Genomic DNA, 25,388 nt, shown 5'->3' with positions numbered 1-25,388 from the left:
CCCGGTTTTCCCCTCGCCGGGCAATGAATGTATGAACCGGCTGTCAGACGCCGAGCCTGTCGCGCAGCGCATACCAGGCTGCGCCCATTGCCGTCAGCGGCACTTTAAACCGCCGTCCGCCAGGGAAGGGCAGATGAGGCAGTCTGGCGAAAGCGTCAAAGCGTTCCGCATCACCGCGCAGCACTTCGCTGATCAGTTTGCCGGAGAGATGCGTTGCGGTGACGCCATGACCGCTGTCGCCCTGCATAAAATAGACATTGTTTTCCAGCCGACCAAACTGCGGCATACGTGACATCGTCAGCAGAAAATTGCCGCTCCAGGCGAAATCGAGTTTCACGTTATGTAACTGCGGAAAGGTGCGCAGCATCTTAGGGCGGATTATTTTCTCTACGTCGGCGGGTTCCCGCGCGCCGTAAATCACCCCGCCGCCGTAGAGCAGGCGGTTGTCAGCGCTCAGGCGAAAATAATCCAGCAGATAATTACAGTCCTCTACCGAATAATTATTGGGTAACAGCGCCAGGGCCTGATCGCGGGACAGCGGTTCGGTGGCAATAATCTGCGAGCCGCAGGGCATACTTTTTCGGCTCAGGCGCGGCTCCAGTTCGGAAGGTAAATAGGCATTACCCGCAAAAACCAGGAAGGTGGCGCTGACTTCCCCCTGAGCGGTTTTCACCCGATTAGGTGAGCCATAGTTGACGCTTAACGCGGCGGACTGCTCATAAATGCGCCCGCCGTGACGGCGAATCGCTTCGGCTTCGCCCAGTGCCAGGTTGAGGGGATGCAAATGTGCCCCACGTTTATCGAGCAAACCGCCGACATAGCGTTCACTTGCCACTTCGCGCCGAATCCCACGTTCATCCAGCAGTTCAAGCTCATGATTACCATAGCGCGCCCATGCTGCTTTTTGTTTTGCCAGGTGCGCCATCTGACGGGCATTAAAGGCAGCAAAAATCCCGCCAGGCCGATAGTCGCAGGCAATCGCGTAACGATCGATGCGGTCACGGATGATATCACCGCCTTCAAACATCATGCTGCCCAGCATTTTCGCGGTATCGTTGCCGTAACGTTGCTCAATCACATCCACATCACGGCTGTAAGAGTTGACCGCCTGGCCGCCGTTACGGCCGCTGGCACCAAAGCCGACCCGTGACGCTTCAAGCAGGACCACATCGTAGCCGGCCTCGGTTAAAAACAGCCCGGCGGATAATCCGGTAAACCCCGCGCCAATGATGCAAACGTCACACTGAACGCTCTCCTGCAATACCGGCCAGGGCGCATGTGGATTCCTTGTCGCAGTGTAGTAATTTTCCACATAATTCATATCAAGCTCCTTGGCTGTCGACCCGGGTTAAAAATTAGCGGGCGTATGGGCGCTGACGATGCGACAAGGCACATCGGCAGGGTTGGTAAAACTGTGTGGCAGGCCCGTATCGATGACATAACTCTCACCGGCAGAGAGGTGAAATTGCTGACCGTTTATCTCCAGTACAATCTGGCCTTCCAGCAGCGTGCCGGTTTCTTCACCCGCGTGACGTAACTTTTCCCCGGTACTGGCACCGGGTTGATACGTCTCAAGCAGCATGCCCAGGGCTCGTCGGGTGGTGCCGTTATCAATCAGCTTCAGTGAAACGCCCTGGCTGCCGATCTCCAGCAGATCCCCAGCGCGCACTACCACTTTTGGCCCATCCTGCCCCTTCGGCTCAGAGAAAAACTCCGACAGCGACAGGCCATAGACCTTTAACAGCTTTTGCAGCGTACTGACCGCCGGGCTGACCTTGTCCTGTTCAATGGTGCTGATCGCGCTGTGGGTGAGACCAGCCAGTTCAGCAACGCGCCGTTGGGATAAGCCCATCGCCTGGCGAATCTGCGACAGGCGTCGCCCGGGAGCCTGGGTCGCATCGCTCATTGTTGCTTTTCCCGTTTGTAGAGATGCGCGGCCTGAATAAAGCCGTTAAACAGTTGAAAGGAAGGCGTCGCGGGTTTCAATTGCCATTCTGGATGCCACTGCACGGCCAGCGCGAAAGGATGTCTGGCCAGGCTTATGGCCTCAATCAGTCCGTCCGGCGATCGGGCTTCAATGCGCAGCTGAGGCCCGGCTTCACGAATGCCTTGATGATGCACCGAGTTTACGCTTAACGGCGCAGTACCCAGCAGCGCGGCCAGTAATCCGCCGGGTTCAATATTGACGTCGTGAGCGGGTGCGTACTGCTGGGGGAGCGGGGCGGCATCATCATCGTGATGGCGCTGAAACTGGGGATGCTGATTAAGGTGACGATAAAGTGCACCGCCGTTAGCCACCACCAGCTCCTGCATGCCGCGGCAAATGCCAAATAACGGCAGCTGTTTACCCACGGCGTGCGTAATCAGGTTAAAGGCCAGACGATCCCGTCCTGCATCTGCGTCCGGTTCCTCGCCTTCTTCACCATACAGCCAGGGTTCAAGGTTGCTTGGGCTGCCGGTCAGTAAGATGCCGTCCAGTGCAGCCATAGCGTTTTCTAATAGATGCGGGGCAGCCATAAGCTGATGAGGCAGAGCGAGCGGCGCGCCACCGGCGATAACGACAGCATCAAGATATTTATTATGCACCGACTGGACAGGATGGCCCTGATGATGAGTCTGGCACATCACTACGCCAATCAACGGCTTGTCAAAAATAATGCCCATGCTTCCCCCTCAACAGCTGTTCAAAATATTTGACGAAAAGGGCATAACTGACGGTTAAGTGTGCAATATTTTGTCAATCTAGCAACCCATCGCTGAATCTTCAAACAGATTTGTTACATTTGCACACTTTTTGTGTTAGCGCTATGTTAGAGGTGTGGCCGTTTTTTTGAGCATTACGCACTCCCATTTTGTGGTTAAAGGCGGATGAAATCATGACTAACCTGGTAGAAGTAGAAGACTTCACGTTGCACAGTGAAGAGAGACGAACCAGCGCGTTCCAGCAAGAGGTGAAAAACTGGCTGGAGCGCCACCCTGAAACGCAGTACGTTGATATTTTACTGAATGATTTAAATGGTGTTTTTCGTGGTAAGCGCATCCCGGTTTCCGCGTTAGCGAAGCTGGAGAAAGGCTGCTACTTCCCCGCTTCTGTGTTTGCCATGGATATTCTTGGCAACACCGTTGAAGACGCCGGGCTGGGACAGTCTCTCGGCGAGCCCGATAATCTTTGCCTCCCCATTCCGGATACGCTCGTTCCCTCTGCCGCCGATCCGCAACACATTGCACAACTGCTGTTAACCATGTGCAACCAAGATGGCACTCCCTTTGACGTTGAACCCCGAAATGTCCTGAACCGGCTGTGGCAACAGCTGCGTAACCGAGGGCTTTTTCCGGTGGTAGCGGTAGAGCTGGAGTTCTATCTGGTCGATAAAAAGCGCGATGCCGAAGGCTTTATTCAGCCGCCCTGTGCGCCGGGCAGCGACGAGCGCAATATGCAGAGCCAGGTCTATTCTCTGGACAACCTTGATCACTTCTCCGATGTACTACGGGATATCGACACGCTGGCCCGCCTGCAGGGGATTCCAGCCGACGGCGCGCTGGCAGAAGCCTCGCCTGGGCAGTTTGAAATCAACCTGCACCATACACGGGACGTACTGAGCGCCTGCGACCACGCCATTCAGCTTAAGCGCCTGATTCGTCAGGTGGCTGAAAATCACGGCATGACGGCGACCTTCATGGCGAAGCCCTATGAGGACTATGCAGGCAGTGGCATGCACGTGCATATCAGTATGCTGGATGCGGCCGACCATAATGCCTTTGCCTGCGACGACGGCAGCGACTCACCGCTGCTGAAGCGCACCCTGGCCGGCATGATTGATTTAATGCCGGCTTCCATGGCGCTACTGGCACCAAACGTGAATGCCTACCGCCGTTTTGTACCGGAAGCCTATGTGCCGTTACAGGCATCCTGGGGCCATAACAACCGCACGGTTGCGCTGCGCATCCCCTGTGGCGATATAGAAAGTCGTCGTATTGAGTATCGGGTTGCCGGGGCGGATGCGAATCCGTATCTGGTGATGTCAGCGATTTTAGCCGGGATGTTGCACGGTCTTGATACGCCGCTCTCCTTACCGCAGCCGGTAAAAGGTAATGGTCATGAGGCGGAAGGGCTGGCATTACCGATACGGCAAAGTGATGCCCTTTATGAATTTGAAAACAGCAACCCTTTACAAAAGTTACTGGGTGAGAAGTTTGCCAAAGTGTGGTTTAGCTGTAAAAATTATGAACTAATGCAGTTCGAAAGGTTAATCACTTCCACGGAAATTGATTGGATGTTAAAGAACGCCTGATTAATATTTTGCATTCTATGCGACAACGTCTTGAAATAATGCGTTGGGTTGGGGCAAAATACGCCCCCTGCAAATTCAGAACATAACCGACGCTCACCGCGCCGGTTATTTTTTTGCACGTTATCACAGAGTGAATTTTCGCTGACACAACCGAGGCCGGGCGCGTACCCGGATAGATAAACACTGAAAACACGCATTGGCGTGAGATAGAGGATGTAAAGATGGGGATGTTTAATACTCTACCGGCTCAGGCTGGTACACGTTTTCGTGACGACTACGGCGCCGCGCTTGCCGCAAACCTTACTCCCTGTCGCTTAATGCGCAGTATCCTTGTGAGTCAACCCAGTCAGGTTGCTGCGCAAGGAGGACTGAAGCATGTCGCTTAATACCTCTGCTGCACCACAACGTGCTCAACTGAAAAAAACGCTGACGTTACTGCCGGTCGTCATGATGGGCTTAGCCTACATGCAGCCGATGACCCTGTTTGATACCTTTGGGATTGTCTCGGGTCTGACCGACGGTCACGTTGCCACCGCTTATGCTTTCGCCCTGATTGCGATTCTGTTCACTGCCGTGAGTTACGGTAAGCTGGTACGCCGCTTCCCATCTGCGGGCTCCGCTTATACCTACGCTCAAAAGGCAATCAGTCCGCATGTCGGCTTTATGGTGGGCTGGTCATCGCTGCTGGACTATCTGTTCATGCCGATGATTAACATCCTGCTGGCAAAAAACTATTTTGAAACCCTGGTGCCAGGTATCCCGTCGTGGATTTTCGTGGTGCTGTTGGTCGGCTTTATGACGCTGTCCAACCTTAAGGGCATCAAAACCGTTGCCAACTTCAACAGCGTGATTGTGATTTTGCAGGTTGTGGTGATGGTCGGGATTACGGCCATGGTGATTTACGGTGTGGCGCACGGTGAAGGCGCGGGAACCGTGGTCAGCAGCAAGCCGTTCTGGTCGGAGAACGCCCATGTGGTGCCGATGATTACGGGGGCGACCATTCTGTGTTTCTCGTTCCTGGGCTTTGACGGCATCAGCTCGCTGTCGGAAGAAACCAAAGATGCAGAACGGACCATTCCGCGTGCGATTTTCCTGACCGCGCTGATTGGTGGCCTGATGTTTATCGTGGCGTCCTACTTCCTGCAGCTGTACTTCCCGGACATCTCGCGCTTTAAAGAGCCGGACTCCTCACAGCCTGAAATCATGCTGTACGTGGCGGGTAAAGCGTTGCAGGTCGGTATCCTGGTCTTCTCTGTGGTCACGGTACTGGCTTCCGGTATGGCGGCACACGCGGGTGTTTCACGTCTGATGTATGTAATGGGCCGTGATGGTGTCTTCCCGGAGCGTTTCTTCGGTTATATCCATCCAAAATGGCGCACGCCGTCCCTGAACGTGATTCTGGTCGGTGCCGTGGCGCTGATGGCGATTAACTTTGACCTGGTCACCGCCACCGCGCTGATTAACTTTGGTGCGCTGGTGGCCTTTACCTTCGTGAACCTGTCGGTGATCGCGCAGTACTGGGTACGTGAAAAACGTAACAAAACCCTTAACGATCACTTCCAGTATCTGGTTCTGCCGATGCTGGGCGCGCTGACCGTGGGTGCGCTGTGGGTAAACCTGGAGCAAAGCTCAATGGTGCTGGGCCTGATCTGGGCTGCCATTGGTATTATTTATCTGGCGTTTGTGACCCGCAGTTTCCGCAATCCTGTTCCGCAGTTTAGCGAAGAAGTGTAAGACCCTGGCCCTGTTCTGTTCCCGATGACGGGAGCAGAGCAGGGCAGCATCCATTCAGTTTTCCCGCGCGATCACCAATTCCCAGCTCCCCGTACTCAACGCTTCACGTCCCGTCGCATTCAGCTGACTGTCGGTAATAATGACATCGAACGTCTCCAGCGGTAAGGCCAGCCAGGTGGCGATTTTGTCGTATTTAGAGCTGTCACTGAGCAGCACGCGTTTGCTGCTGACGTCACATACCGCCTGCTTCACCGCCACTTTATCTTCGTCCGGCGTAAACAATCCACGCAGTCCCCAGCTTGAGGTGGAAACAAACGCAATATCGATTGCCAACTGGCGCAGGCTGCGCGCTGCCGCATCGCCAATGCAGGAGCGATTATCGCGACATACTGTGCCGCCGGTATGAATGACCCGGCAACGACTTGTCTCCATCAGCAAATTGGTCACCATAAAATCATTGGTCACCACTAACAAATCGTCCCGCTCGGCGATTTCCCGTGCCAGTGCCAGCGTGGTGGTGCCGGCATCCAGATAAATACAGCTGTTTCGCGGAATATGCTGGGCCGCCAGTCGTCCTATCGCCTTCTTCTGATCATTGAACAGGGCCGTCTTGGTCAGATGCGAGGGTTCACTGGCCAGCCGGTTAGCGGAACGCACGCCACCCGACACGGACAGCACCGCGCCTTGCTCTTCCAGCTTTTGCACATCGCGGCGAATGGTCATATGTGACACGCCAAACCGCTCCGTGAGCTCGGCAATGCTCATGACGCCGCGCTCTGCCACCAGAGCCAGGATCTGTTGATGACGCTCAACGGGGATCATAACTACCTCGATTTATCATTTTTTCACATTGTAGAGCATCGGCTCACGAAGACACACGGAAATTTTAACGCGGTTTCCCCCGCTGAACCGGCTGTTAAAGGCAGTGAACAGTCGGGGCCGGCGCATTTCCAGTGTGAATAAATGTTTAATATCGATCCTTTTGCGTTAATTTATGTGAATTAAGGCACGTTTTTGTGCGCACTTTATTGGCACTATCAACAACAGAAATCAAAAATTCACTTAATTTAACAAGGGAGGCCACCGATGCCAGTTTCACAAGTCTGTGTCATAGGCTTAGGTTCAATGGGAATGGGCGCGGCGCAGTCGTGTATCCGGGCAGGGCTGTCAACGTGGGGCGTCGATCTGAATCCGCTGGCGCTGGAGACACTGCGTCAGGCTGGCGCGCGCGATGCGCAGACCTCAGCGCACGCGTTTGCTGAGCAGCTTGATGCCGTGCTGCTGCTGGTGGTCAACGCGAAGCAGGTTAACGCCATCCTGTTTGGCGAAGAGGGACTGGCTGCCAGGCTTCGACCCGGCACGGTGGTCATGGTCTCCTCAACCCTGTCCGCGCAGGATGCAAAGCAAATCGAACAAGGGCTGGCTGACCATCAACTGCTGATGCTGGACGCGCCGGTGTCAGGCGGTGCGGCCAAAGCCGCGACAGGCGACATGACCGTCATGGCGTCAGGCAGCGATGCGGCGTTTGCGGCGTTGCAGCCGGTGCTGGACGCGGTGGCGGCGAAGGTTTACCGCGTCGGGAGCGAAATCGGTCAGGGTTCCACGGTCAAGATCATTCATCAGCTTCTGGCTGGCGTGCATATTGCCGTCGGGGCCGAAGCGATGGCGCTGGCCGCCCGCGCCGGGATTCCCCTGGATACGATGTATGAGGTGGTCACCAATGCCGCAGGGAATTCATGGATGTTTGAAAACCGCATGCGCCACGTTGTTGACGGCGATTACCGCCCAACCTCAGCGGTCGACATCTTTGTGAAAGACCTGAATCTGGTCGCCGATACTGCGCAAGCCCTGCATTTCCCGCTGCCGCTGGCGTCCACCGCACTCACTATGTTCACCGAAGCCAGCAATGCCGGTTTTGGGCGCGAGGATGACAGCGCGGTCATTAAAATCTTCAGCGGGATTACGCTGCCGCAGCGCCAGGAGAAAGCATGATACGTTTAGGTGTGATTGCCGATGACTTTACCGGCGCAACCGACATTGCCAGCTTTCTGGTGCAAAACGGCCTGTCCACGATTCAGTTTAACGGCATCCCTCAGGAGGACGCGCCGTCTGATGCGCAGGCCATTGTGATCAGCCTTAAGTCACGTTCCTGTCCGGCTGATCAGGCGGTGACACAGTCGCTCAACGCGCTGCGCTGGCTGCAACAGCAAGGCTGTGAACGTTTTTATTTCAAATACTGTTCCACCTTCGACAGCACGCGCGGCGGCAATATTGGCCCGGTCACCGATGCGCTGCTGGCTGAGCTGAATGAGACGCAAACGGTAATCTGTCCGGCCCTGCCGGTGAACGGTCGCACCGTCTATCAGGGCTATCTGTTTGTCGGTGAACAGCTGCTGTCCGACTCCGGCATGCGTCATCATCCGGTCACGCCAATGACTGACAGCAATCTGCTACGGCTGATGGAAAGTCAGAGTACGGGAACAGCCGGTCTCATTTCTGCCGCCACCGTGGATCAGGGGGCCATGGCGATAAAGCAGCAGCTGGATCAACTGCGCGAGCAGGGCGTTAACTATGTGGTGATTGATACGCTCAGTGAGCAGCATCTGTTAGCACAGGGCCAGGCGCTGCAGGACAGGCGGCTGGTTACCGGTGGCTCCGGGCTGGCGATTGGCCTGGCACGTCAGTGGTCAGGCGACAGCGGCGATAAACGTCAGGCGCAGCGTGCCGGTTATCCCCAGGGTGAGCGGGCCGTCGTGCTGTCCGGCTCCTGTTCACAGATGACTCATCGCCAGGTCACGGCCTATCAACAGCAGGCACCAGCCCAGGCGATCAGCGTCGAGCGTTGTCTCAGTGATGAACATTACGCACAGGTGCTTTGTGACTGGGTTGCAGAAAATAGCGATGGACCGCTGGCCCCGATGTTATTTGCCACCGCCGAGGCCCAACAGCTGCAGTCGATCCAACAGCAATATGGCGCGCAGCGCAGTAGTGAAGCGGTAGAGCAGCTGTTTGCGCAGGTGGCCCGGGAACTGCAATCCCGCGGCTGGCAGCGTTTTATTGTCGCGGGCGGCGAAACCTCGGGCGTGGTCGCCCAAAGCCTGGGCGTCACCGCGTTTCATATTGGCCCGGTGATCTCGCCGGGTGTTCCCTGGGTCAGAGATATACAGCAGCCGCTGTCGCTGGCGCTCAAATCCGGTAATTTTGGCGACGAGCACTTTTTCCGTCGCGCGCAAACGGAGTTTCCCCATGACTGAACAACAGGCCCGTGAAGAGATGGTCAAACTCGGTGCGTCGTTCTTCCAGCGCGGTTATGCCACCGGGTCAGCCGGCAACCTTTCCCTGCTGCTGGACGACGGCAATCTGCTGGCAACACCCACCGGTTCCTGCCTGGGAGCGCTGGATGCCAGCCTTCTGTCAACGGTCACGTTACAGGGAGAATGGCTTGGCGGGGATAAACCCTCAAAAGAAATCGCCTTTCACCGGGCGCTCTACCTGAACAATCCGGACTGCCAGGCGGTCGTTCATCTGCACAGCCACTATCTGACCGCGCTGTCGTGCCTGCAAAATCTGGACAGCCAGAACTGCATCCGCCCGTTCACGCCCTACGTGGTGATGCGGGTGGGCGATGTGCCGGTTGTGCCTTACTACAAACCCGGTGACGTGCGACTGGCGGAAGATCTGGCACAGCTGGCACCGCGCTATCGTGCGTTTTTGCTGGCTAACCATGGCCCGGTCGTGATGGGTAAATCTCTGCAGGAAGCCGCGGACAATACCGAAGAACTGGAAGAGACCGCGCGCCTGATCTTTACTCTGGGCGATCGGGCCATCCGCTATCTCAGCGCTGACGACGTCGCCGAACTCAGGAGCCGATAATGCCAAAGTTTGCAGCCAACCTGTCTACCCAGTTCAATGAGGTGCCGTTCCTGCAGCGCTTTGCCGCCGCCGCACAGGCCGGATTTGAGGCGGTGGAGTTTCTGTTCCCTTATGATTATTCGGCTGAGCAGCTAAAACCGCTGCTGGATGACAACGGCCTAAAGCTGGTGCTGTTCAATACGGCACCGGGCAACGTTGCGGCTGGCGAATGGGGCGTCAGCGCTATCCCTGGCCGGGAAGCGGAGGCACGGGCCGATATCGACAGCGCGCTGGCCTACGCGCTGGCGCTTGACTGCCCCCAGGTGCATATCATGGCGGCCACCGTACCGCCGGGTGCGGATCGCCAGCAGTACGTTGACACCTTTGTCAGCAATATGCGTTACGCCGCAGAACGCTTCGCACCCCATAACATCAGGCTATTAATCGAAGCGTTAAATCCCACGACGAAACCGCGCTATCTGTATGCCAGCCAGTATCAGACGCTGGAGATGGTCGACCTGATCGACCGTCCCAACGTGTTTACTCAGCTTGATCTGTTCCATGCCCAGATCGTGGACGGCAACCTCAGCCATCTGATTCGCCATTACGCGGGACGTTACCGCCACGTGCAGATTGCCGCGGCCCCCGACCGCCACGAACCGGACGAAGGGGAGATCAACTATCCCTGGCTGTTCCGCTTACTGGATGAAGTGGGATATGACGGCTGGATCGGCTGTGAGTATATCCCGCGCGGGGACACCGTTCAGGGGCTGAACTGGTTCTCGCCCTGGGCAAAAAACCGCTAAGGAATTGATAAACATCACACCGGTGTGTCAGCACCGGTGCAGTTCTGGTCGTCTTTTATACGCACCAGCATCAGGTTGAGCTGTAACCAAAAATCCTAAAAAAGATAATTTACTCTGAGGTTTACCATGACGACTGCGTTGCTGTTAGCCATCGCGACCGCCAGCATTGTGATTCTGCTGCTGCTGGTCATTAAAGCCAAAGTGCACCCCTTTGTCGCGCTACTGATTGTCAGCCTGCTGGTGGCGATAGCGACCGGTATCCCGGCTGAAAAAATCATGGAGACGATTATCAGCGGCATGGGCGGGCTGCTGGGCCATATCACCATTATTATTGTGCTGGGTGCCATGCTCGGGGCCATTATCGAAGCCTCCGGCGGAGCGGAGTCGCTGGCCCAGCGCTTCAGTAAAGCCCTGGGCCTGAAACGGACCGTTGCCGCCCTGACGATGGCGGCGTTTATTCTGGGCATCCCGGTCTTTTTTGAAGTGGGCTTTATTATCGTTATCCCGTTGATCTACGGCTTTACCAAAGTGGCACGGGTTTCTCCCTTAAAGTTTGGCCTGCCGATGGCCGGGGTGATGTTAACGGTGCATGTGGCATTGCCCACCCATCCGGGTGCGGCGGCGGCGGCAGCGATTTTGCACACCGATATGGGCTGGCTGATGCTGCTGGGGATTCTTATCTCTGTTCCGGTTGGTATTTTAGGGTATTACGTCGCCCGGGTGATGAATCGCCGTCAGTATCATCTGTCAGTCGAGGTGCTGGAACAGTTACAGATGGCGAAGCCTGAAGGTGCCATAAAGAAAAATGAGCCGGCCCCACCGGGCGCATTGACCATCTGTGGCCTGATCGTGATTCCCATTGTTTTAATTGTTCTGGGCACGTTGTCGCACTCACTGCTGGCGCCAGACAGCCTGCTGGGGAAAGTGATGACGGTCATTGGCACGCCGCCTGTTGCGCTGTTGATTGCATTAGGGCTGGCTGCCTGGCTACTGGGCATCCGCCGTGGCTGGAGCAAAGATAAGCTGGAAGACCTGACCGGACGGGCGATTCCGGGATCGGCCAGCGTGATTCTGGTTGCGGGCGCAGGGGGCGCTTTTGGTAAGGTGCTGGTTGAGTCTGGCGTAGGTAAAGCGCTGGCCCTGGCGCTGGAAACACTGCACCTGCCGTTAATCCCTGCCGCCTTTATTCTGTCACTGGCGTTGCGCGCCTCTCAGGGATCGGCCACCGTCGCGATTCTCACCACCAGTGGCTTACTGACGCAGGCCGTCGGCGGCATTGATGATGTGCATCGGGTGCTGGTGACGCTGGCAATTTGTTTCGGTGGGCTTGGGCTGTCTCACGTTAACGATGCGGGCTTCTGGGTGGTGACCCGCTATCTGGGCCTGTCGGTGGCGGATGGGTTAAAAACCTGGACGGTACTGACAACCCTGATGGGGCTGTGCGGTTTTGCTCTGATCTGGGCGCTGTGGTGGGTGATCTGATGCGTAGGCCGGGAAAGGCGATTAGCTTTCCCCGGCCAGTCTGAGCGTCAGGACACCAGTTCCTGCGCATAGCGATACAGCGCTTTCAACTGTGCCACTTTTTCCTGGTCGCTTTCATGCAGGCTGGCCAGGGATTCCAGCTCCATCAGGAAGGACTGCACTTTCTCCGGGTTCAGCACCTCGCGTCGATGCTGCAGCCAGCGCTGCTGCTCGGCATCATCCAGGGTGCCCGGAAAATTACGCGCCCGGTAACGAAACAGCAGCTTAGCCACGCGTGGGCTGTCAAACGTCAGGTCCAGCGCGGGCAGATTCGCCGGTGCTGTCTGGCGAATAATGTTCATGCCCGCCCGATCGGCATCGCTAAAGAAACCATCATAGAGCTGGGTGTCGACATCATCCGACGGCGTGAAGGGGTCCGCATCGGCAAAGATCGCCACCAGTTTTTCACGCACCTCAGGATGTTGTCGCAGCGTCGCCAGGTTATCCAGGCTGAACTGACGATCGATACCCAAACGCTCGGCATCTTCTGGTCGCAGGGTATTCGCCGGTGCCAGCACGGGACACTTATTGATATGTACCAGCTTAACGGGAACGGCTGCCAGATCGCCGAGATCGCTTTTGCGCGTATACAGACGCGCGCGCAGGCTGTCGGCATCCAGCGCCAGTAGCGGCGTGATGTCCCCGGCCAGATCCACCACGATGAGCGCATTACGGTTGTCGGGATGCCAGGCGAGCGGCACCACCCAACTGGTATTGCCGCGTGCCGCGCCAAACATACCGGAAACGTGCACCAGCGGTTTCATTTGGGGGATGTCGACCAGCTGAATGAGTTTGTTTTTGTTGCGATGCGTAAACAAAAACTCAAACAGTTTGGGCTGTTTCTCTTTAACCAGTTTTGCCATGGCAAGTGTGGCGTACACATCTGACATCGCATCATGGGCGTTTTCATGGGCCACGCCGTTGGCTTTGGTCAGGTGCTCCAGCCGGAAGCTGGGAAAGCCGTCTTCATTTTCTGGCCAGTTAATGCCTTCGGGCCGCAGCGCATAGCAGGCGCGCATCACGTCCAGTAAATCCCAACGGGAGTTACCGTTCTGCCAGCTCCAGCCATAGGGATCGTAGAAGTTGCGGTAAAAAATATTCCGCGTCACCTCATCGTCAAAACGTACGTTGTTGTAGCCCACCACGCAGGTTTGCTCTGTGGTGAACAGGGCATGAATACGGGCGGCAAACTCGGCCTCGCTCACGCCTCGTGAGGCGGCAATTTGCGGCGTAATGCCGGTGATCATCACCGCTTCGGGCTGGGGCAGGTAATCATCCGGAGGACGGCAATAGAACACCTCTGGCTCGCCAATCGGATTGAAGTTGCTGTCGGTACGTAAACCGGCAAACTGCGCCGGACGATCCAGGGATGGACTGGTGCCGAAGGTTTCGTAATCGTGGAACAAGAAAGTTAATTCAGAGGCGGGCACGTCGCTGTCCTGTCTGCAAAAAATCAATGTTCAGGATAGTCTTCTGCGCGCTTCAGCACAACCGTGCAGGACAATGCTGCGTAACGGCGCGCAGCAGTTCATATTTTTTTTCAATTTATTTAAACCTTATTAAGGCTTTTGCCGTAAAACGTCCGGCTGTTCCCGTCTGTTTTATTTGCGCAACTAAGGATGAAGTGTTGAAAAGGCGTCTGTTAATTACCGTAACTGTTTTTTGGGCTTCGCTGGCACAGGCCGACGATATGCCGTTTCCCGTGACGCCACCGGCGATTGATGCCGCGTCATGGGTGCTGATGGATGCCACCACGGGGCAGGTTCTTACCGCGGGCAATCCCGACGAGCGCCGCAATCCTGCCAGTCTGACCAAACTGATGACCGGCTATGTGGTCGATCGCGCGATCGATCAAAAGAAAATTACCCGCGACGATATGGTCACCGTGGGTAAAGATGCCTGGGCTGCGGGCAATCCGGTCTTCAAAGGTTCCTCGCTGATGTTTCTTAAGCCAGGCGATAAGCTGACTGTGCGCGACCTGAGCCGTGGCGTCATCATCGACTCAGGCAATGACGCCTGCGTGGCGCTGGCCGACTACGTCGCCGGGAGCCAGGACAATTTTGTTAAGCTGATGAATCACTACGTTGAGAAACTGGGCCTGGCAAATACCCATTTCGAAACCGTCCACGGTCTGGATGCACCAGGACAATTCTCCAGCGCGCGGGACATGGCAAAACTGTCCCGCGCCATTATCAGCGGCGAGCCAGATTTCTATGCCATGTACCGTGAGAAAACCCTGTCCTGGAATGGCATCACCCAGAACAACCGTAATGGCCTGCTGTGGGATAACAACCTGCACGTCGATGGTCTGAAAACGGGCCATACCGAAACGGCCGGGTTCAACATTGTGGCTTCGAATGTGGTCGGCCAGCACCGTCTGATTGCCGTGATCATGGGCGGTAAAAGTGCCAAAGGGCGCGAAGAGCAGGCCCGCAAGCTGCTGGTCTGGGGACAGAATACCTTCGACACGGTGCAACTGTTCCATGCCGGTAAGAAAATTGGCAGCGAGCATGTCTGGTATGGTAATCCGCACCAGGTGGAAGTGGGCACGGCAGAGGACGTCTATCTGTCGCTACCGCGCAGTGAAATCCCGAACGTCAAAGCCAAATACGTCATTCAGCGTACCGATCTGGAAGCGCCGCTGAAAGCCAATGAAAACATTGGGGAAATCCAGGTGATGGACAAAGATAAGCAGATTGCCAGTTATCCACTGGTGGCGCTCAGCGCTGTAAACGAAGCGGGCATAGTTAGCCGCCTGTCTGACTATCTGAAACGTAAGTTTTAATCTCACGCAACGCGCACCTGCCTGTCGGGCAGGTGCCGGGCGATCGCCTGCCTCAGGACCGTCTGGCCACCTGAGCGGTTAATTTTGCTGATTTACGGTCACGGGTCGGAGATAATGACCCATTGCTTCAGGCATTCACCAAAATATTGACGGCGCGCCAGGACTGACAGGGCGCATCGCGTAGAATCACCTTTTTACCAGCGGACAGCCACCTTGCGCTCTGATAAGCCCATCTCAAATCTGGAATTCTGGTTGTATCGTCATTACCGCAGCGTGCACGGTCTGCGCATCGCGGTCGCGTTTCTCTTTGCTTTTTTATTTGTCCGCATCACTGAAATCCCCGAAGGCACCTGGCCACTGATTACGCTGGTGGTCGTCATGGGGCCGATTTCGACGTGGGGCAATGTGTTTCCCCGCGCCATTCAGCGCATTGGTGGCACGATTGCCGGTTCCATTTCGGGATTAATCGCGCTAAAGCTGGAGATCATTTCGCTGCCGGGTATGCTGGCATGGTGCGGGCTGATTATGTTTATCAGCGGCTATCTGACCCTGGGAAAACATCCCTATATGGCGTTGTTGATTGGCATCACGCTCTGCGTAGTGGTAGGCGCGCCGGTGGGGGATTTCACCGTTGCCATGTGGCGCGGTGGCGATGTGATTTTAGGCTCGCTGCTGGCGCTGATATTTACCGCCGTCTGGGCGCAACGCGCGTATATTCACTGGCGTATCCAACTTTCGGATACGCTGGGCGAGATGGCAAAAATCTATCATGCGGGGTTTTCGGCCAACCTGGTGGACAAGCCGCGACTGAACAAGCCGTTTGGTAAACTGCTCACCAGCGTGATCAAAATGCGGGCTTTGCTGGAGCCGTCCAGTAAGGAAACGCGCATTCCCCGTTCGGTGTTTGAAGCGATTCAGACCATTAACCGTAATATGGTGTACACCATTGAGATGCAAATTAATGCCTGGTGGGCATCGCGGGAAAGCCATCTGATTATGCTGAACGCCCCGGCACTGCGTCGTACCCAGCAGATGACGGAAAACGCGTTACGCACCTTATCGGTGATGGCGGTGAAGGGGGAAACCTATGACATTATTGCTGCCAACCATGAGTTAACAGAAATCGTCAAAGAACTTAAGCAGTTGATCGCCGACGGCAGCGACCGTCTGGAGGAAACGCCGATTTATGGCTATGTCTGGCTGAGTCTGGAGCTGGCGAAGCAGCTGGAGCGCATGACCGATTTGATGCGTCTGGCGCTGCGTAAATAATCACCTCAGACAATGACTTAATGCGAAACCCGGTTTTTTTGCGCTAAGATAAGAGCCAGTCCGAATTTAGCTGTGAGAATTGCCCATAAGGCTGGCTAGCCGCTAAGCTGATCGTTTTGACTCTCTCCCTGCTTTAGCAGGCTTAAAGAAAGGTGCCATCATGGAAAATGCCAAGCAATCATTTCAGGACGTACTTGAGTTTGTGCGTACGTTTCGCCGCAAGAACAAACTGCAGCGTGAAATTGTCGATAATGAGAAGAAAATTCGTGACAACCAAAAGCGTGTGCTGCTGCTGGATAACCTGAGCGAATACATTAAACCCGGCATGAGCGTTGAGGCGATTCAGGAAATCATCGCCAGCATGCGTGCTGACTATGAAGATCGCGTTGATGAATACATCATCAAAAATGCTGACCTGTCTAAAGAGCGCCGTGAGCTGTCTAAAAAGCTCAAGACGCTGGGCGTGGGTGAGACAAAAGCGCCGTAATGGCGCGCCGGTAGCGCAGAACGTCCGTTACCGATATCACCGGCCCGCTGCAACCCTCAAGGTTGGGCGGGCTTTTTTGCGCCCGCATGGCGGGCTAAAACGCTTAACCCGAAAGCTTACGCGCAATCTGCTGCAGCTGACGGGCCAGATCGGATAAGTCCAGGTCCTGACTGGCGGGTACGGCGGTGGTTTCCCGTATCACCAGAACCGGCTCCAGTATGCGGGACGTCACCGCCTCACCGCGCAGTTCGGCCAGCACCCGATCAACGCTGTGGGTGCCAAGTTGTTGAAGGTCCTGACGCACGGTGGTGAGCGGGGGCTGATACCAGGCACTTTCCGCCGTGTCATCGTACCCCACAATGGAAATATCGGCCGGGATCGCCACGCCGTGCTGATGCAGCGCCCGCATTGCGCCCAACGCCATCTCGTCATTCGCCACTAACAGCGCCTGGGGCAGGGCATCGGGTAGCTGCGTCAGCATGGCCAGATAGCCCGATTTTGCGCTCCAGTCGCCGCGCAGTACGCAGCAGGGGGAGAGCTGATGATCGGCCAGTACCTGACGCCAGACGGCTTCGCGCTGACGCGCCGATATCGAGCGCACAGGGCCATTGAGCAGGCCGATTTGCCGGTGTCCAAGGGCAATCAGATGCGCCACGGCGGCTCGTGCCCCTTGTTCGTTTGAATACTGGCAGTGAGAGACAACAGCATGCGGATCGGCATCCAGAAACAGTACGGGTTTTTTGCCACACATCGCGCGGATTTTTTCTGCCTCAGCCGCCTCTAAAGGGATATTAATCAGCACCGCATCAACACGTTGGGCCATCAGTTCATTCACCGTGGCTTCGGGGTTGTCTTCACTGTCCATGGCGATAACCAGGTGGTATCCGGCTCTGGCGGCGCGCTGCTGTATGGCCGAGGCAATTTGCGCCGGTGCCATCAGGGCCAGATTGCTGGTGGCCAGCCCCAGGGTGCGGGTGGCTTTTCCCGCCAGCTGCTGCGCGACCCGGTTGGGAACATAGTTAAGTTGTTGCATCGCCGCTTCAACTTTTTCTCGGGTGCGGGGGGAGACCTGCTCAGACCGGTTAAGTACACGAGAAACAGTTTGATAGGAAACGCCAGCCAGTTGGGCAACATCATCAAGGGTCACAGAGCGGGACGTCATTATTCCTCCATAAGATGAGGCAGCGAGTGTAACAAAATTCCGTTACCCGCGCGTCCTGCAACGGCGCGGCTGCTTTCTCATCACTTCCGTGTTTAACGGTTCTGTTGATAGATTTGCAGGTTAACGTTCACCGCATTCAACAGCGGCACCGTAAGACTGTGACGGTTGGCGCGCAACAGCAGGTCGCCAATGATGGTCTCTGCTTCAATCGCGAAACCCTGGGTCAAATCACGATACATTGAAGACGTCATCGGCGTGGCCGGATTGTTCAGCCACTGATAAATTTTGGCGGTAACGGCAGGGCGGGGGTGATAACCCTCGGCGCAAATAACCTGAAGCACCTCAGCGTAAATGCCCTGAAGCAGCATCTCGCCGCCTTCAGCGTTCAGCACCTGTTGCGTGTTACCTCGCGCCAGGCAGCAGACCGCGCCTAACGTGCTTAACAGCAGCCATTTTTCCCACAGTTCACTGATAATATCCTCGGTAAAAAACGTCTCTACCGCACAGGTGCGTAGCGCCGCATCCAGTTGCTGAAGCCGTGCGTCGTTATGGCCATCCAGCGCACCGTAATAGAGCTGATGCAGTGGCGTGAGCTGCACCACGTGGCCCTGTTCGTTAAGCGTGGCGTTAATTTTGCACAGGCCGCCCACCACCTTGTCTGCGCCAAAATGGGCAATCAGGGTATCGAAATGCCGCATACCGTTGAGAATCGGCATAATCAGGGTTTCTGGCCCGACCGCGTTATTCATATCGCGCAACGCCTGCTCAAGGCCGGTACTTTTAACGGTCAGAATGATCAGGTCAAACGGGCTGTTCAGCGCAGGAGCAGTGACTAACTGCGGTTGCAGGACTTCGCGTCCGGATGGGGTTTGCAGCACCAGGCCGGTTTCTTGTAATTGACTGAGACGGCGCTCACGCACAAGAAAGGTCACATCCTGCCCGGCCTGTACCAGCCGTGCGCCAAAATATCCGCCGGTTGCTCCGGCACCCACCATTAAAATGCGCATCCGATATCCTTGTATGAAAAGCGTCTGCCCTAACACAGCGCCGCAATTTCTGTTATGCGTCAAAATCCAACGCGCTCGCAAGTAATATTACAACCTGAACGCCAACAGGATAGGGACTGGCAGGCTAACCTTATGTCAAAATTCTTGAACGTAGCGCTTAAGGATATTCACTATCAGTGATGGACAAGCTGGCGTACCCTTTGTGCATTACGGTTTATAACGCGAAAGCAACCGTCTTTCGTCAGGAGACGTCACAGATGAAAAATATTGGTTTTCTCTCATTCGGCCACTGGACACCTTCGTCTCAGTCAGCCACCCGTTCGGCTCAGGACGTATTGCTGCAGTCTATCGATCTTGCCGTGGCGGCAGAAGAACTGGGCGCCGACGGCGCGTATTTTCGTGTGCATCACTTTGCCCGTCAGCTCAGCTCGCCGTTTCCGCTGCTGGCAGCCGTCGGCGCGCGCACCAAAAAAATTGAAATAGGCACCGGCGTTATCGATATGCGCTATGAGAATCCGCTTTATATGGTGGAAGACGCGAGTGCGGCCGATCTGATTTCTAACGGTCGCCTGCAACTGGGACTGAGCCGCGGTTCACCAGAACAGGTTATTGATGGCTGGCGCTACTTTGGCTATGCACCGCAGGAAGGCGAGACGGATGCCGACATGGGCCGTCGTCACACCGAGGTGTTCCTGGATGCGCTGCGTGGCGAAGGTTTTGCCAAACCCAATCCACAGCCGATGTTTCCGAACCCACCCGGCCTGCTGCGCCTGGAGCCGCTGTCTGAAGGCTTGCGCGATCGCATCTGGTGGGGTTCCGGCTCCAACGCTACGTCCGTATGGGCGGCGAAGATGGGCATGAACCTGCAAAGCTCGACGCTGAAAGATGATGAAACCGGCGAGCCGTTCCACATCCAGCAAGCTAAACAGATTCGCGCCTATCGTGAAGCCTGGAAAGCGGCAGGGCACCAGCGTGAGCCACGGGTTTCCGTCAGCCGCAGTATTTTTGCACTGGTAAATGATATGGACCGGGCTTACTTTGGCCGCAGTGGACAGGATCAGGATTCAGTGGGTTTTCTGGATGAGAAAACCCGCGCCATTTTCGGCCGCAGCTATTCCGCCGAACCGGAAAAACTGATCAAGCTGTTGGCAGAGGACGAAGCAATAGCTGAAGCCGATACTTTGCTGCTGACCGTGCCGAATCAGCTGGGCGTGGATTACAATGCGCATGTCATAGAATCGATTCTGAAGTATGTGGCTCCGGAGCTGGGCTGGCGTTAAGCCCTGATTGATTCCAGCCGATTGATAACCCCACGCAGCACTGGTTGCGTGGGGTTTTTTTATTCAATAATAACCCCACTTCGACAGCCCTCGCGCCCCCAACATCCTGCCGATTAGGTCAATGGCAGTGCCGCGTTTTGGTTAAAACTATTACCTCTTGAAACGATAACCTTTCGATAATATTTGCTTTCAGATTTATCCCAATAAATTAGCGTGCGTTGTAAATTAATTGACATGAAGTCATGTTAATTTTATTAATGTATCAAGATCTTCAAAAGGATACCTCTATTTTAGATATCCTGACATATTCATCTTCACTGCGTAAAACACGCAGGCGTCTTTTTATTTCTTGTTCGCACGCTACGACAGTCATTGCATGCTGCTTTATATTTTTTAATATCAAATGGCACTAAATTCTGTCGAAACCTACTGAACATAACGGATTGCAACGCCCGTTTTATCCTCATCACAACGTAATCGGAAAAAATTAATGGCGATCGATATTTATTTGAAAGTTGAAGGTACCACAGGAGAATCCCAGGACAGTAACCATAAAGGATGGACCGACGTGCTGTCATTTGACTGGGGGGCTTCACAACCCGGCAATATGGCGGTGGGAGGCGGTGGCGGCGCAGGGAAAGTGAATTTCAACGATCTGCGTGTTAAAGCGCTAATCGATAAATCCACGCCTGCTATCCTTAAATACTGTTCCAGCGGAAAGCATGTTTCAAAAGTTGAACTGTCCGTCTGTAAAGCCGGTGGAAGCCAGGTCGAGTATTCCAAAATCGTATTAGAAGATGTTCTGGTTACCGCGACCAATTTCAACGGCATCGGGCAAAGTGACACTATTGTGGTTGACTACGCTTTTCAGGCATCCAAAGTTTCAACCAGCTATTGGGAACAAAGCGCAAGCGGCACCAAAGGCGCGGAAACCAAAGCCGGTTGGGATATTAAACAAAATAAAGAGAGCTGAGTGAATCTGCCCTGAAATATAAAGGTGAAAAATGGCTATTGATATATTTTTAAAAATAGATGGAATCGAAGGCGAATCGCAAAATGCGAATCATAAAAAATGGATTGATGTCCTGTCATTTAACTGGGGAGCGCAGCAGCCAGGCAATATGGCTGTTGGCGGCGGCGGTGGAGCAGGGAAAGTTAATTATCATGATCTAAGCGTTGAGGCATTGATCGATAAAGCCACGCCTGCTTTAGTGAAATATTGCGCCACCGGTAAACATCTGCCAAAAGTTCAACTGTCTGTCTGTAAAGCGGGCGGACAGGAAGTGGAGTATACCCGTATCACGCTGGAAGATGTATTGGTGACACAGACTGACTTTACCGGAGTCGGTCACGCCTCCACGCTGGGGATGCAATACGCATTTCAGGCCAGCAAAGTGGCACTGGAATACTGGGAGCAGGCTTCTCAGGGAAGTAAAGCAGCCTCGGTGCAGATGGGCTGGGATATTAAACAAAATAAAGAAAGCTAATCACTTCGTCAGGCGGCATCAAACAGAGAGGGCGTTATGGCATTTCCCAAAGTTAACCTTATTGAGGGCCTTACTACGGACCCTGGTTCTAACCCTGCGGGTTCCGCTAATTTTCTGACAAAAGAGGTGCTTGAAGAAGCCCTGATTTTAGTCAGATCGTTTGAGCCAAAAGAAATCGCCCAGCTCAGTAAAACGGAAACAAGCCAGATTGCCTATGCGATGTCGAATTATAAAGATGAAAATAACCGCCGCTTCAAAAGCTGGAATGAAGAGTCTGCGTCGCATAGAAAACCGGGCGGGGAGATTCGTCGCCTGGATAATCGTATTGCGGGCGTAAAAGTACAGCAGGCGAGTATGATTGTGACAGGTGCTGTAGCCAGCTCTACCGGCGCGACAGGTATGGCCTTATGGTCAGCCTTAAATGGTCTGGGAAGTATTATTGGGCGTGGTTCTCTTCCTGTTATTGCGTCCATCGCTTCGAGTGTAGGCGGCTATTTCGTCACAAAAAGAACGTTTGCTGTTAACCAGATGGCTGCACATATCAAAACGCTGGCTGATACATTCAATTCAACACACGAAGCCTTTGAAGAGTTTAAAGTGGAAGCTGAACGTAAACGTGCCAATTTTAAACCTGATACGGAAATGCGCATACCACTCAGCTTTGAGCAAACCGTAGCCTCTCATAACGCGATGACACCGGACCTGGCGCAGGATATGGCGACTATCCTGCAGCAGTTTATTCACAATGAATATAAGCGTGTCGAGCTGTATGGCACCAGCAACCCGTTTGTGAAAGTTTTTTTCAGAAACCAGTCACCGCTAAGTCTGTCACGCACGCAGTACAGTACTCTTATCAACTTAAAATTCCCATAATCCGATATTTTTCCTAATAAAATGACAGGCTGTACAGCGCCCTGAGGTGAATTTCTCAGGGTCGGCCGCTGCTTGTTTGGCGGACCTGCGGTTCCGATTACCCCTCATATGCAACGACCATGAATACCGGTGTCGAGTCCGGCCTCCAGGTTACACCGTCTGCGCCAGGGCAAAATCGACCCAGCCCAGTGGGAGTTGAGGCGTTTTTCCGCTAACCAGTTTGCCCACTCGCTCAGGCACAGTGCCGGGGCGAAGAGTCAGACGCAGGCCTTCCATCGCGTGTAACGTGTCGATGGGCAAACCAAAAAACCGCCGCGCTGTGGGGAAGGGATTTTTACATCCTTACGTCAATCAGAAATTCACTGCTCATGGCACTGCGTCGTTAAGCACTGTCCTTACAGCGCGCACTGGCACGATCGCTGGGGTTATTAAAGCACAGGACGGCGGCAGGGGATCGTGCAGAAAGGGGGCTATTTTTAGCGTTATGCGAGGAGGCTTCCAGAGTCTGGCTTGTTGGCAGGCGTCAAAAACGCTATCGTTTACGGGCACTTGCAAAACCCAGTGACGGGACGTCTGCAGCGAAAACTTTCCCGGCGATATCATGCGAGCCTGCGTCTTTTAAACCTCGTCAGCTTTGCTACGCATCATTATCACGTGGGCTGTGTGAGAGCACACTAAGGTGCGCGGTAAGGACGCAGTAAGTTATGAGGTACGCGGGTTTAGTATAAGCAGACGTTCACAATGCGGTCAGCCCATCACCGTTGAAACGGGCACCTCTTATCATGGAATCATCCTCTTAACCAGGAGCTTGCAAATGACTATGAACTTAAGACCTTCTGATGCTGCACCTGTCTCAGTATCTTTTAAAACCCAGCGTCGATACAAAGTCGGCTATGTGCCTAATTTTGGCGATACCAGCACACCTGCGCTAAATATAAGTGGTAAATGGCTGCGTGAAGTCGGATTTGAAACCGGCACGCGGGTGACGGCAGAAATTAGCCTGGGATGTATTGTGCTGCGGATCGATAAGTCATAAAGGGGAAGCGTCAGGCCAAAAAACGCCTTAAGGACGATCTTCATCTTTTGCCGCACGCAGGTAGCAACGCCTGGTTAAATATAAAAGCCCTGCGCGCCAGCCCGGTTAGCATCCAGCACGACTTGCCGTCTTCTTCTACCTGACGTCCGTCAGCGCTGGTGGGTAAAATAAAAAAACAAAAAGCCCGCTCGGGTTTCCCTGAGCGGGCTCTTAAAATTTGGCTCCTCTGACTGGACTCGAACCAGTGACATACGGATTAACAGTCCGCCGTTCTACCGACTGAACTACAGAGGAATCGTTTGAACGGGGCGCATATTATCGACGTCCCGCAGGCTTGTCAAAGCTCTTTTTCACAAAACTGTCTAATTGCTGAAATACTCGCCAACTCCCGCGGTTCAGCCGTTCCGCTCTGCTTTGTGACCGCCAAAAATGGCCGCAAACTGCACCTTTTATTCAATAAACAGAATCTCTGTTCCATTTCTTAACGACTCTGAAAGGCCTGGTTGCACGAATGTTCTTTAGGTTCGTCACAGTTATTTCATTTTTAGTTTGAAATACCCTTAAATGGAATTTAAATTTCATTTAATCCTTTCTCTGTCAGCCCGGAGTCAAAATGAATAAAGTCAGAATCGGCATGATCGGTAGCGGTTATATCGGTCGCTGCCATGCGATCGCCTATGCCCAGGCACCGGCGGTGTTTGCGTTAAAAGGGGAGATCGTGCGTGAGATGCTGGCAGAGGTTAATCCCGAACTGGCGGCAAAGCAGGCCGCCACCTTTGGCTTTTCCCGCTCCACGGGTGACTGGCATGCGCTGGTATGCGACCCGAATATTGACGTCGTAGACATCTGCGCGCCCAATTTCCTGCACAAAGAGATGGCGCTGGCTGCCATTGCCAACGGCAAGCACGTTTATTCTGAAAAGCCGCTGTCTCTGACGGTGGCCGATGCGCAGGAGATGGTAGAGGCGGCCAATGCGGCAGGGGTTAAAACCCTGGTGGGCTTCAATTACATGAAGAATCCCACCAGCCAGCTGGCAAAAGAAATCATTGCGCGGGGCGAAATCGGTGAGGTGGTGCATTTTTATGGCACCCATAATGAAGACTACCTGGCGAAGCCGGAAACGCCGCTCGACTGGCACTGCCAGAAAGCGCTGGCCGGGTTAGGTGCACTGGGGGATCTGGCCGCGCACATCGTCAATATGGCGCACTATCTCGTAGGCAACATTGCTGAAGTCAGTGGGGATATGATGACGGTGATTAAAACCCGCCCGGACCCAAAAGACCTGAGCCGTCAGTTGCCGGTAGAAAACGAAGACCAGGCCAGTGCCTTGCTGCGCTTTCACAATGGCGCGCACGGCGTAATTGAAACCTCGCGCATCGCCTGCGGCGCCAAGATGGGGCTGACCTATGTCGTGACCGGCACCAAAGGCACGCTGCGTTATACCCAGGAGCGCATGGCGGAACTTGAGCTCTATATTCATGATGAACCGGCAGGGCGGCAGGGCTTCAAAACGCTGCTAACCGGGCCTGCGCATCCGGACTATGCTAACTTCTGCGTTTCGGCAGGCCATGGCATCGGCTTTAACGATCAGAAAACGGTAGAAATTCGCGATTTGATTAATGGTATCGCTGCGGGCGACCGCATGTGGCCAGATTTTGCAGAAGGATTGCAGGTGCAGAAGGTGCTGGAGGCGATAGCCCTGTCGGCAGCAGAAAGACGCTGGAAGGCGGTATAGGTCTTAGTTACATCATACTTATGGCTGCACAACATAAAGTCGGCCCCGAGCATCATGTCGGG

At 54.6% G+C, this 25,388-nt stretch carries 24 protein-coding genes and 1 tRNA gene; 16 read left to right on the top strand and 9 right to left on the bottom strand.

Translation table 11 applies throughout. The features are described from left to right. Positions 1-43 precede the first annotated feature (43 nt). Genes CMR03_RS03515 through puuD form a run of 3 tightly spaced genes read right to left on the bottom strand, consistent with a single transcriptional unit; the run spans position 44 to position 2,664 of the window. Positions 44-1,321, bottom strand: coding sequence for an NAD(P)/FAD-dependent oxidoreductase (locus CMR03_RS03515; RefSeq protein WP_096010787.1), 1,278 nt, complete (start codon positions 1,319-1,321; stop codon positions 44-46). Between the two features lie 27 nt (positions 1,322-1,348). Next, positions 1,349-1,906: an HTH-type transcriptional regulator PuuR gene (gene puuR / locus CMR03_RS03510; RefSeq protein WP_096010786.1), complete on the bottom strand. Its 558-nt coding sequence runs from the start codon at positions 1,904-1,906 to the stop codon at positions 1,349-1,351. Further along, positions 1,903-2,664 carry a gamma-glutamyl-gamma-aminobutyrate hydrolase gene (puuD, locus tag CMR03_RS03505; RefSeq protein WP_096010785.1) on the bottom strand — a complete coding sequence of 254 codons (762 nt, stop codon included), beginning with the start codon at positions 2,662-2,664 and terminating at the stop codon, positions 1,903-1,905. Before puuD ends, puuR begins: the two co-directional genes overlap by 4 nt. Positions 2,665-2,876: 212 nt before the next feature. On the opposite strand from puuD, the gene CMR03_RS03500 reads away from it, so the two are divergent. Beyond that, positions 2,877-4,292 (top strand): glutamine synthetase family protein, encoded by a 1,416-nt coding sequence (locus CMR03_RS03500; RefSeq protein ID WP_096010784.1) that lies wholly within the window; start codon positions 2,877-2,879, stop codon positions 4,290-4,292. Between the two features lie 375 nt (positions 4,293-4,667). Beyond that, positions 4,668-6,026: an APC family permease gene (locus tag CMR03_RS03495; protein ID WP_063880136.1), complete on the top strand. Its 1,359-nt coding sequence runs from the start codon at positions 4,668-4,670 to the stop codon at positions 6,024-6,026. 54 nt (positions 6,027-6,080) lie between these two features. Here the strand turns inward: CMR03_RS03495 and ygbI are convergent, their stop codons facing one another. Then, positions 6,081-6,848, bottom strand: coding sequence for a DNA-binding transcriptional repressor YgbI (ygbI, locus tag CMR03_RS03490; RefSeq protein WP_096010783.1), 768 nt, complete (start codon positions 6,846-6,848; stop codon positions 6,081-6,083). Positions 6,849-7,112: 264 nt separating this feature from the next. On the opposite strand from ygbI, the gene ltnD reads away from it, so the two are divergent. From ltnD to CMR03_RS03465, 5 genes are all read left to right on the top strand, one after another. Next, positions 7,113-8,018 carry an L-threonate dehydrogenase gene (gene ltnD, locus CMR03_RS03485; protein WP_096010782.1) on the top strand — a complete coding sequence of 302 codons (906 nt, stop codon included), beginning with the start codon at positions 7,113-7,115 and terminating at the stop codon, positions 8,016-8,018. Next, positions 8,018-9,280, top strand: coding sequence for a 3-oxo-tetronate kinase (gene otnK / locus CMR03_RS03480; RefSeq protein ID WP_096010943.1), 1,263 nt, complete (start codon positions 8,018-8,020; stop codon positions 9,278-9,280). The genes ltnD and otnK overlap by 1 nt, the downstream gene beginning before the upstream one ends. Next, complete coding sequence (otnC, locus tag CMR03_RS03475) at positions 9,273-9,899, top strand: 3-oxo-tetronate 4-phosphate decarboxylase (protein WP_096010781.1); 627 nt, start codon at positions 9,273-9,275, stop codon at positions 9,897-9,899. The genes otnK and otnC overlap by 8 nt, the downstream gene beginning before the upstream one ends. Then, positions 9,899-10,684: an HPr family phosphocarrier protein gene (locus tag CMR03_RS03470; protein ID WP_063880132.1), complete on the top strand. Its 786-nt coding sequence runs from the start codon at positions 9,899-9,901 to the stop codon at positions 10,682-10,684. The genes otnC and CMR03_RS03470 overlap by 1 nt, the downstream gene beginning before the upstream one ends. A 126-nt stretch (positions 10,685-10,810) precedes the next feature. Next, entirely contained in the window at positions 10,811-12,166 is a 1,356-nt protein-coding gene (locus CMR03_RS03465) for a GntP family transporter (RefSeq protein ID WP_096010780.1), read from the top strand. A 47-nt stretch (positions 12,167-12,213) separates the two neighbouring features. On the opposite strand, the gene sbcB is transcribed toward CMR03_RS03465, so the two are convergent. Then, the gene (gene sbcB / locus CMR03_RS03460; protein WP_096010779.1) at positions 12,214-13,635 is read right to left on the bottom strand and encodes an exodeoxyribonuclease I; all 1,422 of its coding nucleotides are present in this window, start codon (positions 13,633-13,635) and stop codon (positions 12,214-12,216) included. A 197-nt stretch (positions 13,636-13,832) separates the two neighbouring features. On the opposite strand from sbcB, the gene dacD reads away from it, so the two are divergent. The 3 genes from dacD to tmaR all read left to right on the top strand — a co-directional run bounded on the left by dacD (position 13,833) and on the right by tmaR (position 16,746). Further along, positions 13,833-14,990, top strand: a complete 1,158-nt coding sequence (dacD, locus tag CMR03_RS03455; protein WP_172823904.1) for a serine-type D-Ala-D-Ala carboxypeptidase DacD — start codon at positions 13,833-13,835, stop codon at positions 14,988-14,990. Positions 14,991-15,203: 213 nt separating this feature from the next. Continuing rightward, positions 15,204-16,259, top strand: coding sequence for an FUSC family protein (locus CMR03_RS03450; protein ID WP_063880129.1), 1,056 nt, complete (start codon positions 15,204-15,206; stop codon positions 16,257-16,259). 160 nt (positions 16,260-16,419) lie between these two features. Next, on the top strand, positions 16,420-16,746 hold the full coding sequence (gene tmaR, locus CMR03_RS03445) for a PTS system regulator TmaR (RefSeq protein ID WP_063880128.1): 327 nt from the start codon (positions 16,420-16,422) through the stop codon (positions 16,744-16,746). A gap of 103 nt (positions 16,747-16,849) precedes the next feature. Here the strand turns inward: tmaR and CMR03_RS03440 are convergent, their stop codons facing one another. Together CMR03_RS03440 and CMR03_RS03435 are read right to left on the bottom strand one after the other, a co-directional pair. Continuing rightward, positions 16,850-17,908, bottom strand: coding sequence for a LacI family DNA-binding transcriptional regulator (locus CMR03_RS03440; RefSeq protein WP_096010778.1), 1,059 nt, complete (start codon positions 17,906-17,908; stop codon positions 16,850-16,852). A gap of 92 nt (positions 17,909-18,000) precedes the next feature. After that, positions 18,001-18,915 (bottom strand): ketopantoate reductase family protein, encoded by a 915-nt coding sequence (locus CMR03_RS03435; RefSeq protein ID WP_063880126.1) that lies wholly within the window; start codon positions 18,913-18,915, stop codon positions 18,001-18,003. Positions 18,916-19,172: 257 nt separating this feature from the next. On the opposite strand from CMR03_RS03435, the gene CMR03_RS03430 reads away from it, so the two are divergent. The 4 genes from CMR03_RS03430 (at position 19,173) to CMR03_RS03415 (ending at position 22,555) form a co-directional block, all read left to right on the top strand. Then, the gene (locus CMR03_RS03430; protein WP_096010942.1) at positions 19,173-20,195 is read left to right on the top strand and encodes an LLM class flavin-dependent oxidoreductase; all 1,023 of its coding nucleotides are present in this window, start codon (positions 19,173-19,175) and stop codon (positions 20,193-20,195) included. 490 nt (positions 20,196-20,685) lie between these two features. Beyond that, positions 20,686-21,168 carry an Hcp family type VI secretion system effector gene (locus tag CMR03_RS03425; protein ID WP_063880125.1) on the top strand — a complete coding sequence of 161 codons (483 nt, stop codon included), beginning with the start codon at positions 20,686-20,688 and terminating at the stop codon, positions 21,166-21,168. A gap of 31 nt (positions 21,169-21,199) precedes the next feature. Then, entirely contained in the window at positions 21,200-21,682 is a 483-nt protein-coding gene (locus CMR03_RS03420; protein WP_096010777.1) for an Hcp family type VI secretion system effector, read from the top strand. Between the two features lie 36 nt (positions 21,683-21,718). Next, positions 21,719-22,555: a hypothetical protein gene (locus CMR03_RS03415; protein WP_063880123.1), complete on the top strand. Its 837-nt coding sequence runs from the start codon at positions 21,719-21,721 to the stop codon at positions 22,553-22,555. A gap of 150 nt (positions 22,556-22,705) precedes the next feature. Here CMR03_RS03415 and CMR03_RS25185 read toward each other — a convergent pair whose 3' ends face one another. Next, positions 22,706-22,855, bottom strand: coding sequence for a hypothetical protein (locus CMR03_RS25185; protein WP_156506680.1), 150 nt, complete (start codon positions 22,853-22,855; stop codon positions 22,706-22,708). 514 nt (positions 22,856-23,369) lie between these two features. Here CMR03_RS25185 and CMR03_RS03410 point away from each other — a divergent pair. Then, on the top strand, positions 23,370-23,591 hold the full coding sequence (locus CMR03_RS03410; protein ID WP_063880122.1) for a SymE family type I addiction module toxin: 222 nt from the start codon (positions 23,370-23,372) through the stop codon (positions 23,589-23,591). Positions 23,592-23,809: 218 nt separating this feature from the next. Here CMR03_RS03410 and CMR03_RS03405 read toward each other — a convergent pair. Next, positions 23,810-23,885 (bottom strand) — tRNA-Asn (locus tag CMR03_RS03405). A 319-nt stretch (positions 23,886-24,204) separates the two neighbouring features. On the opposite strand from CMR03_RS03405, the gene CMR03_RS03400 reads away from it, so the two are divergent. Further along, a complete protein-coding gene (locus tag CMR03_RS03400) occupies positions 24,205-25,326 on the top strand; it encodes a Gfo/Idh/MocA family protein (protein ID WP_096010776.1) in 1,122 nt (373 codons plus the stop codon). Positions 25,327-25,388: the final 62 nt, after the last annotated feature.

This window comes from Pantoea allii, from assembly GCF_002307475.1.
Lineage (GTDB): Bacteria > Pseudomonadota > Gammaproteobacteria > Enterobacterales > Enterobacteriaceae > Pantoea > Pantoea allii.
Note: the sequence above shows the minus strand (reverse complement) of the source record. Positions and strands in the feature narration are given on the sequence as shown.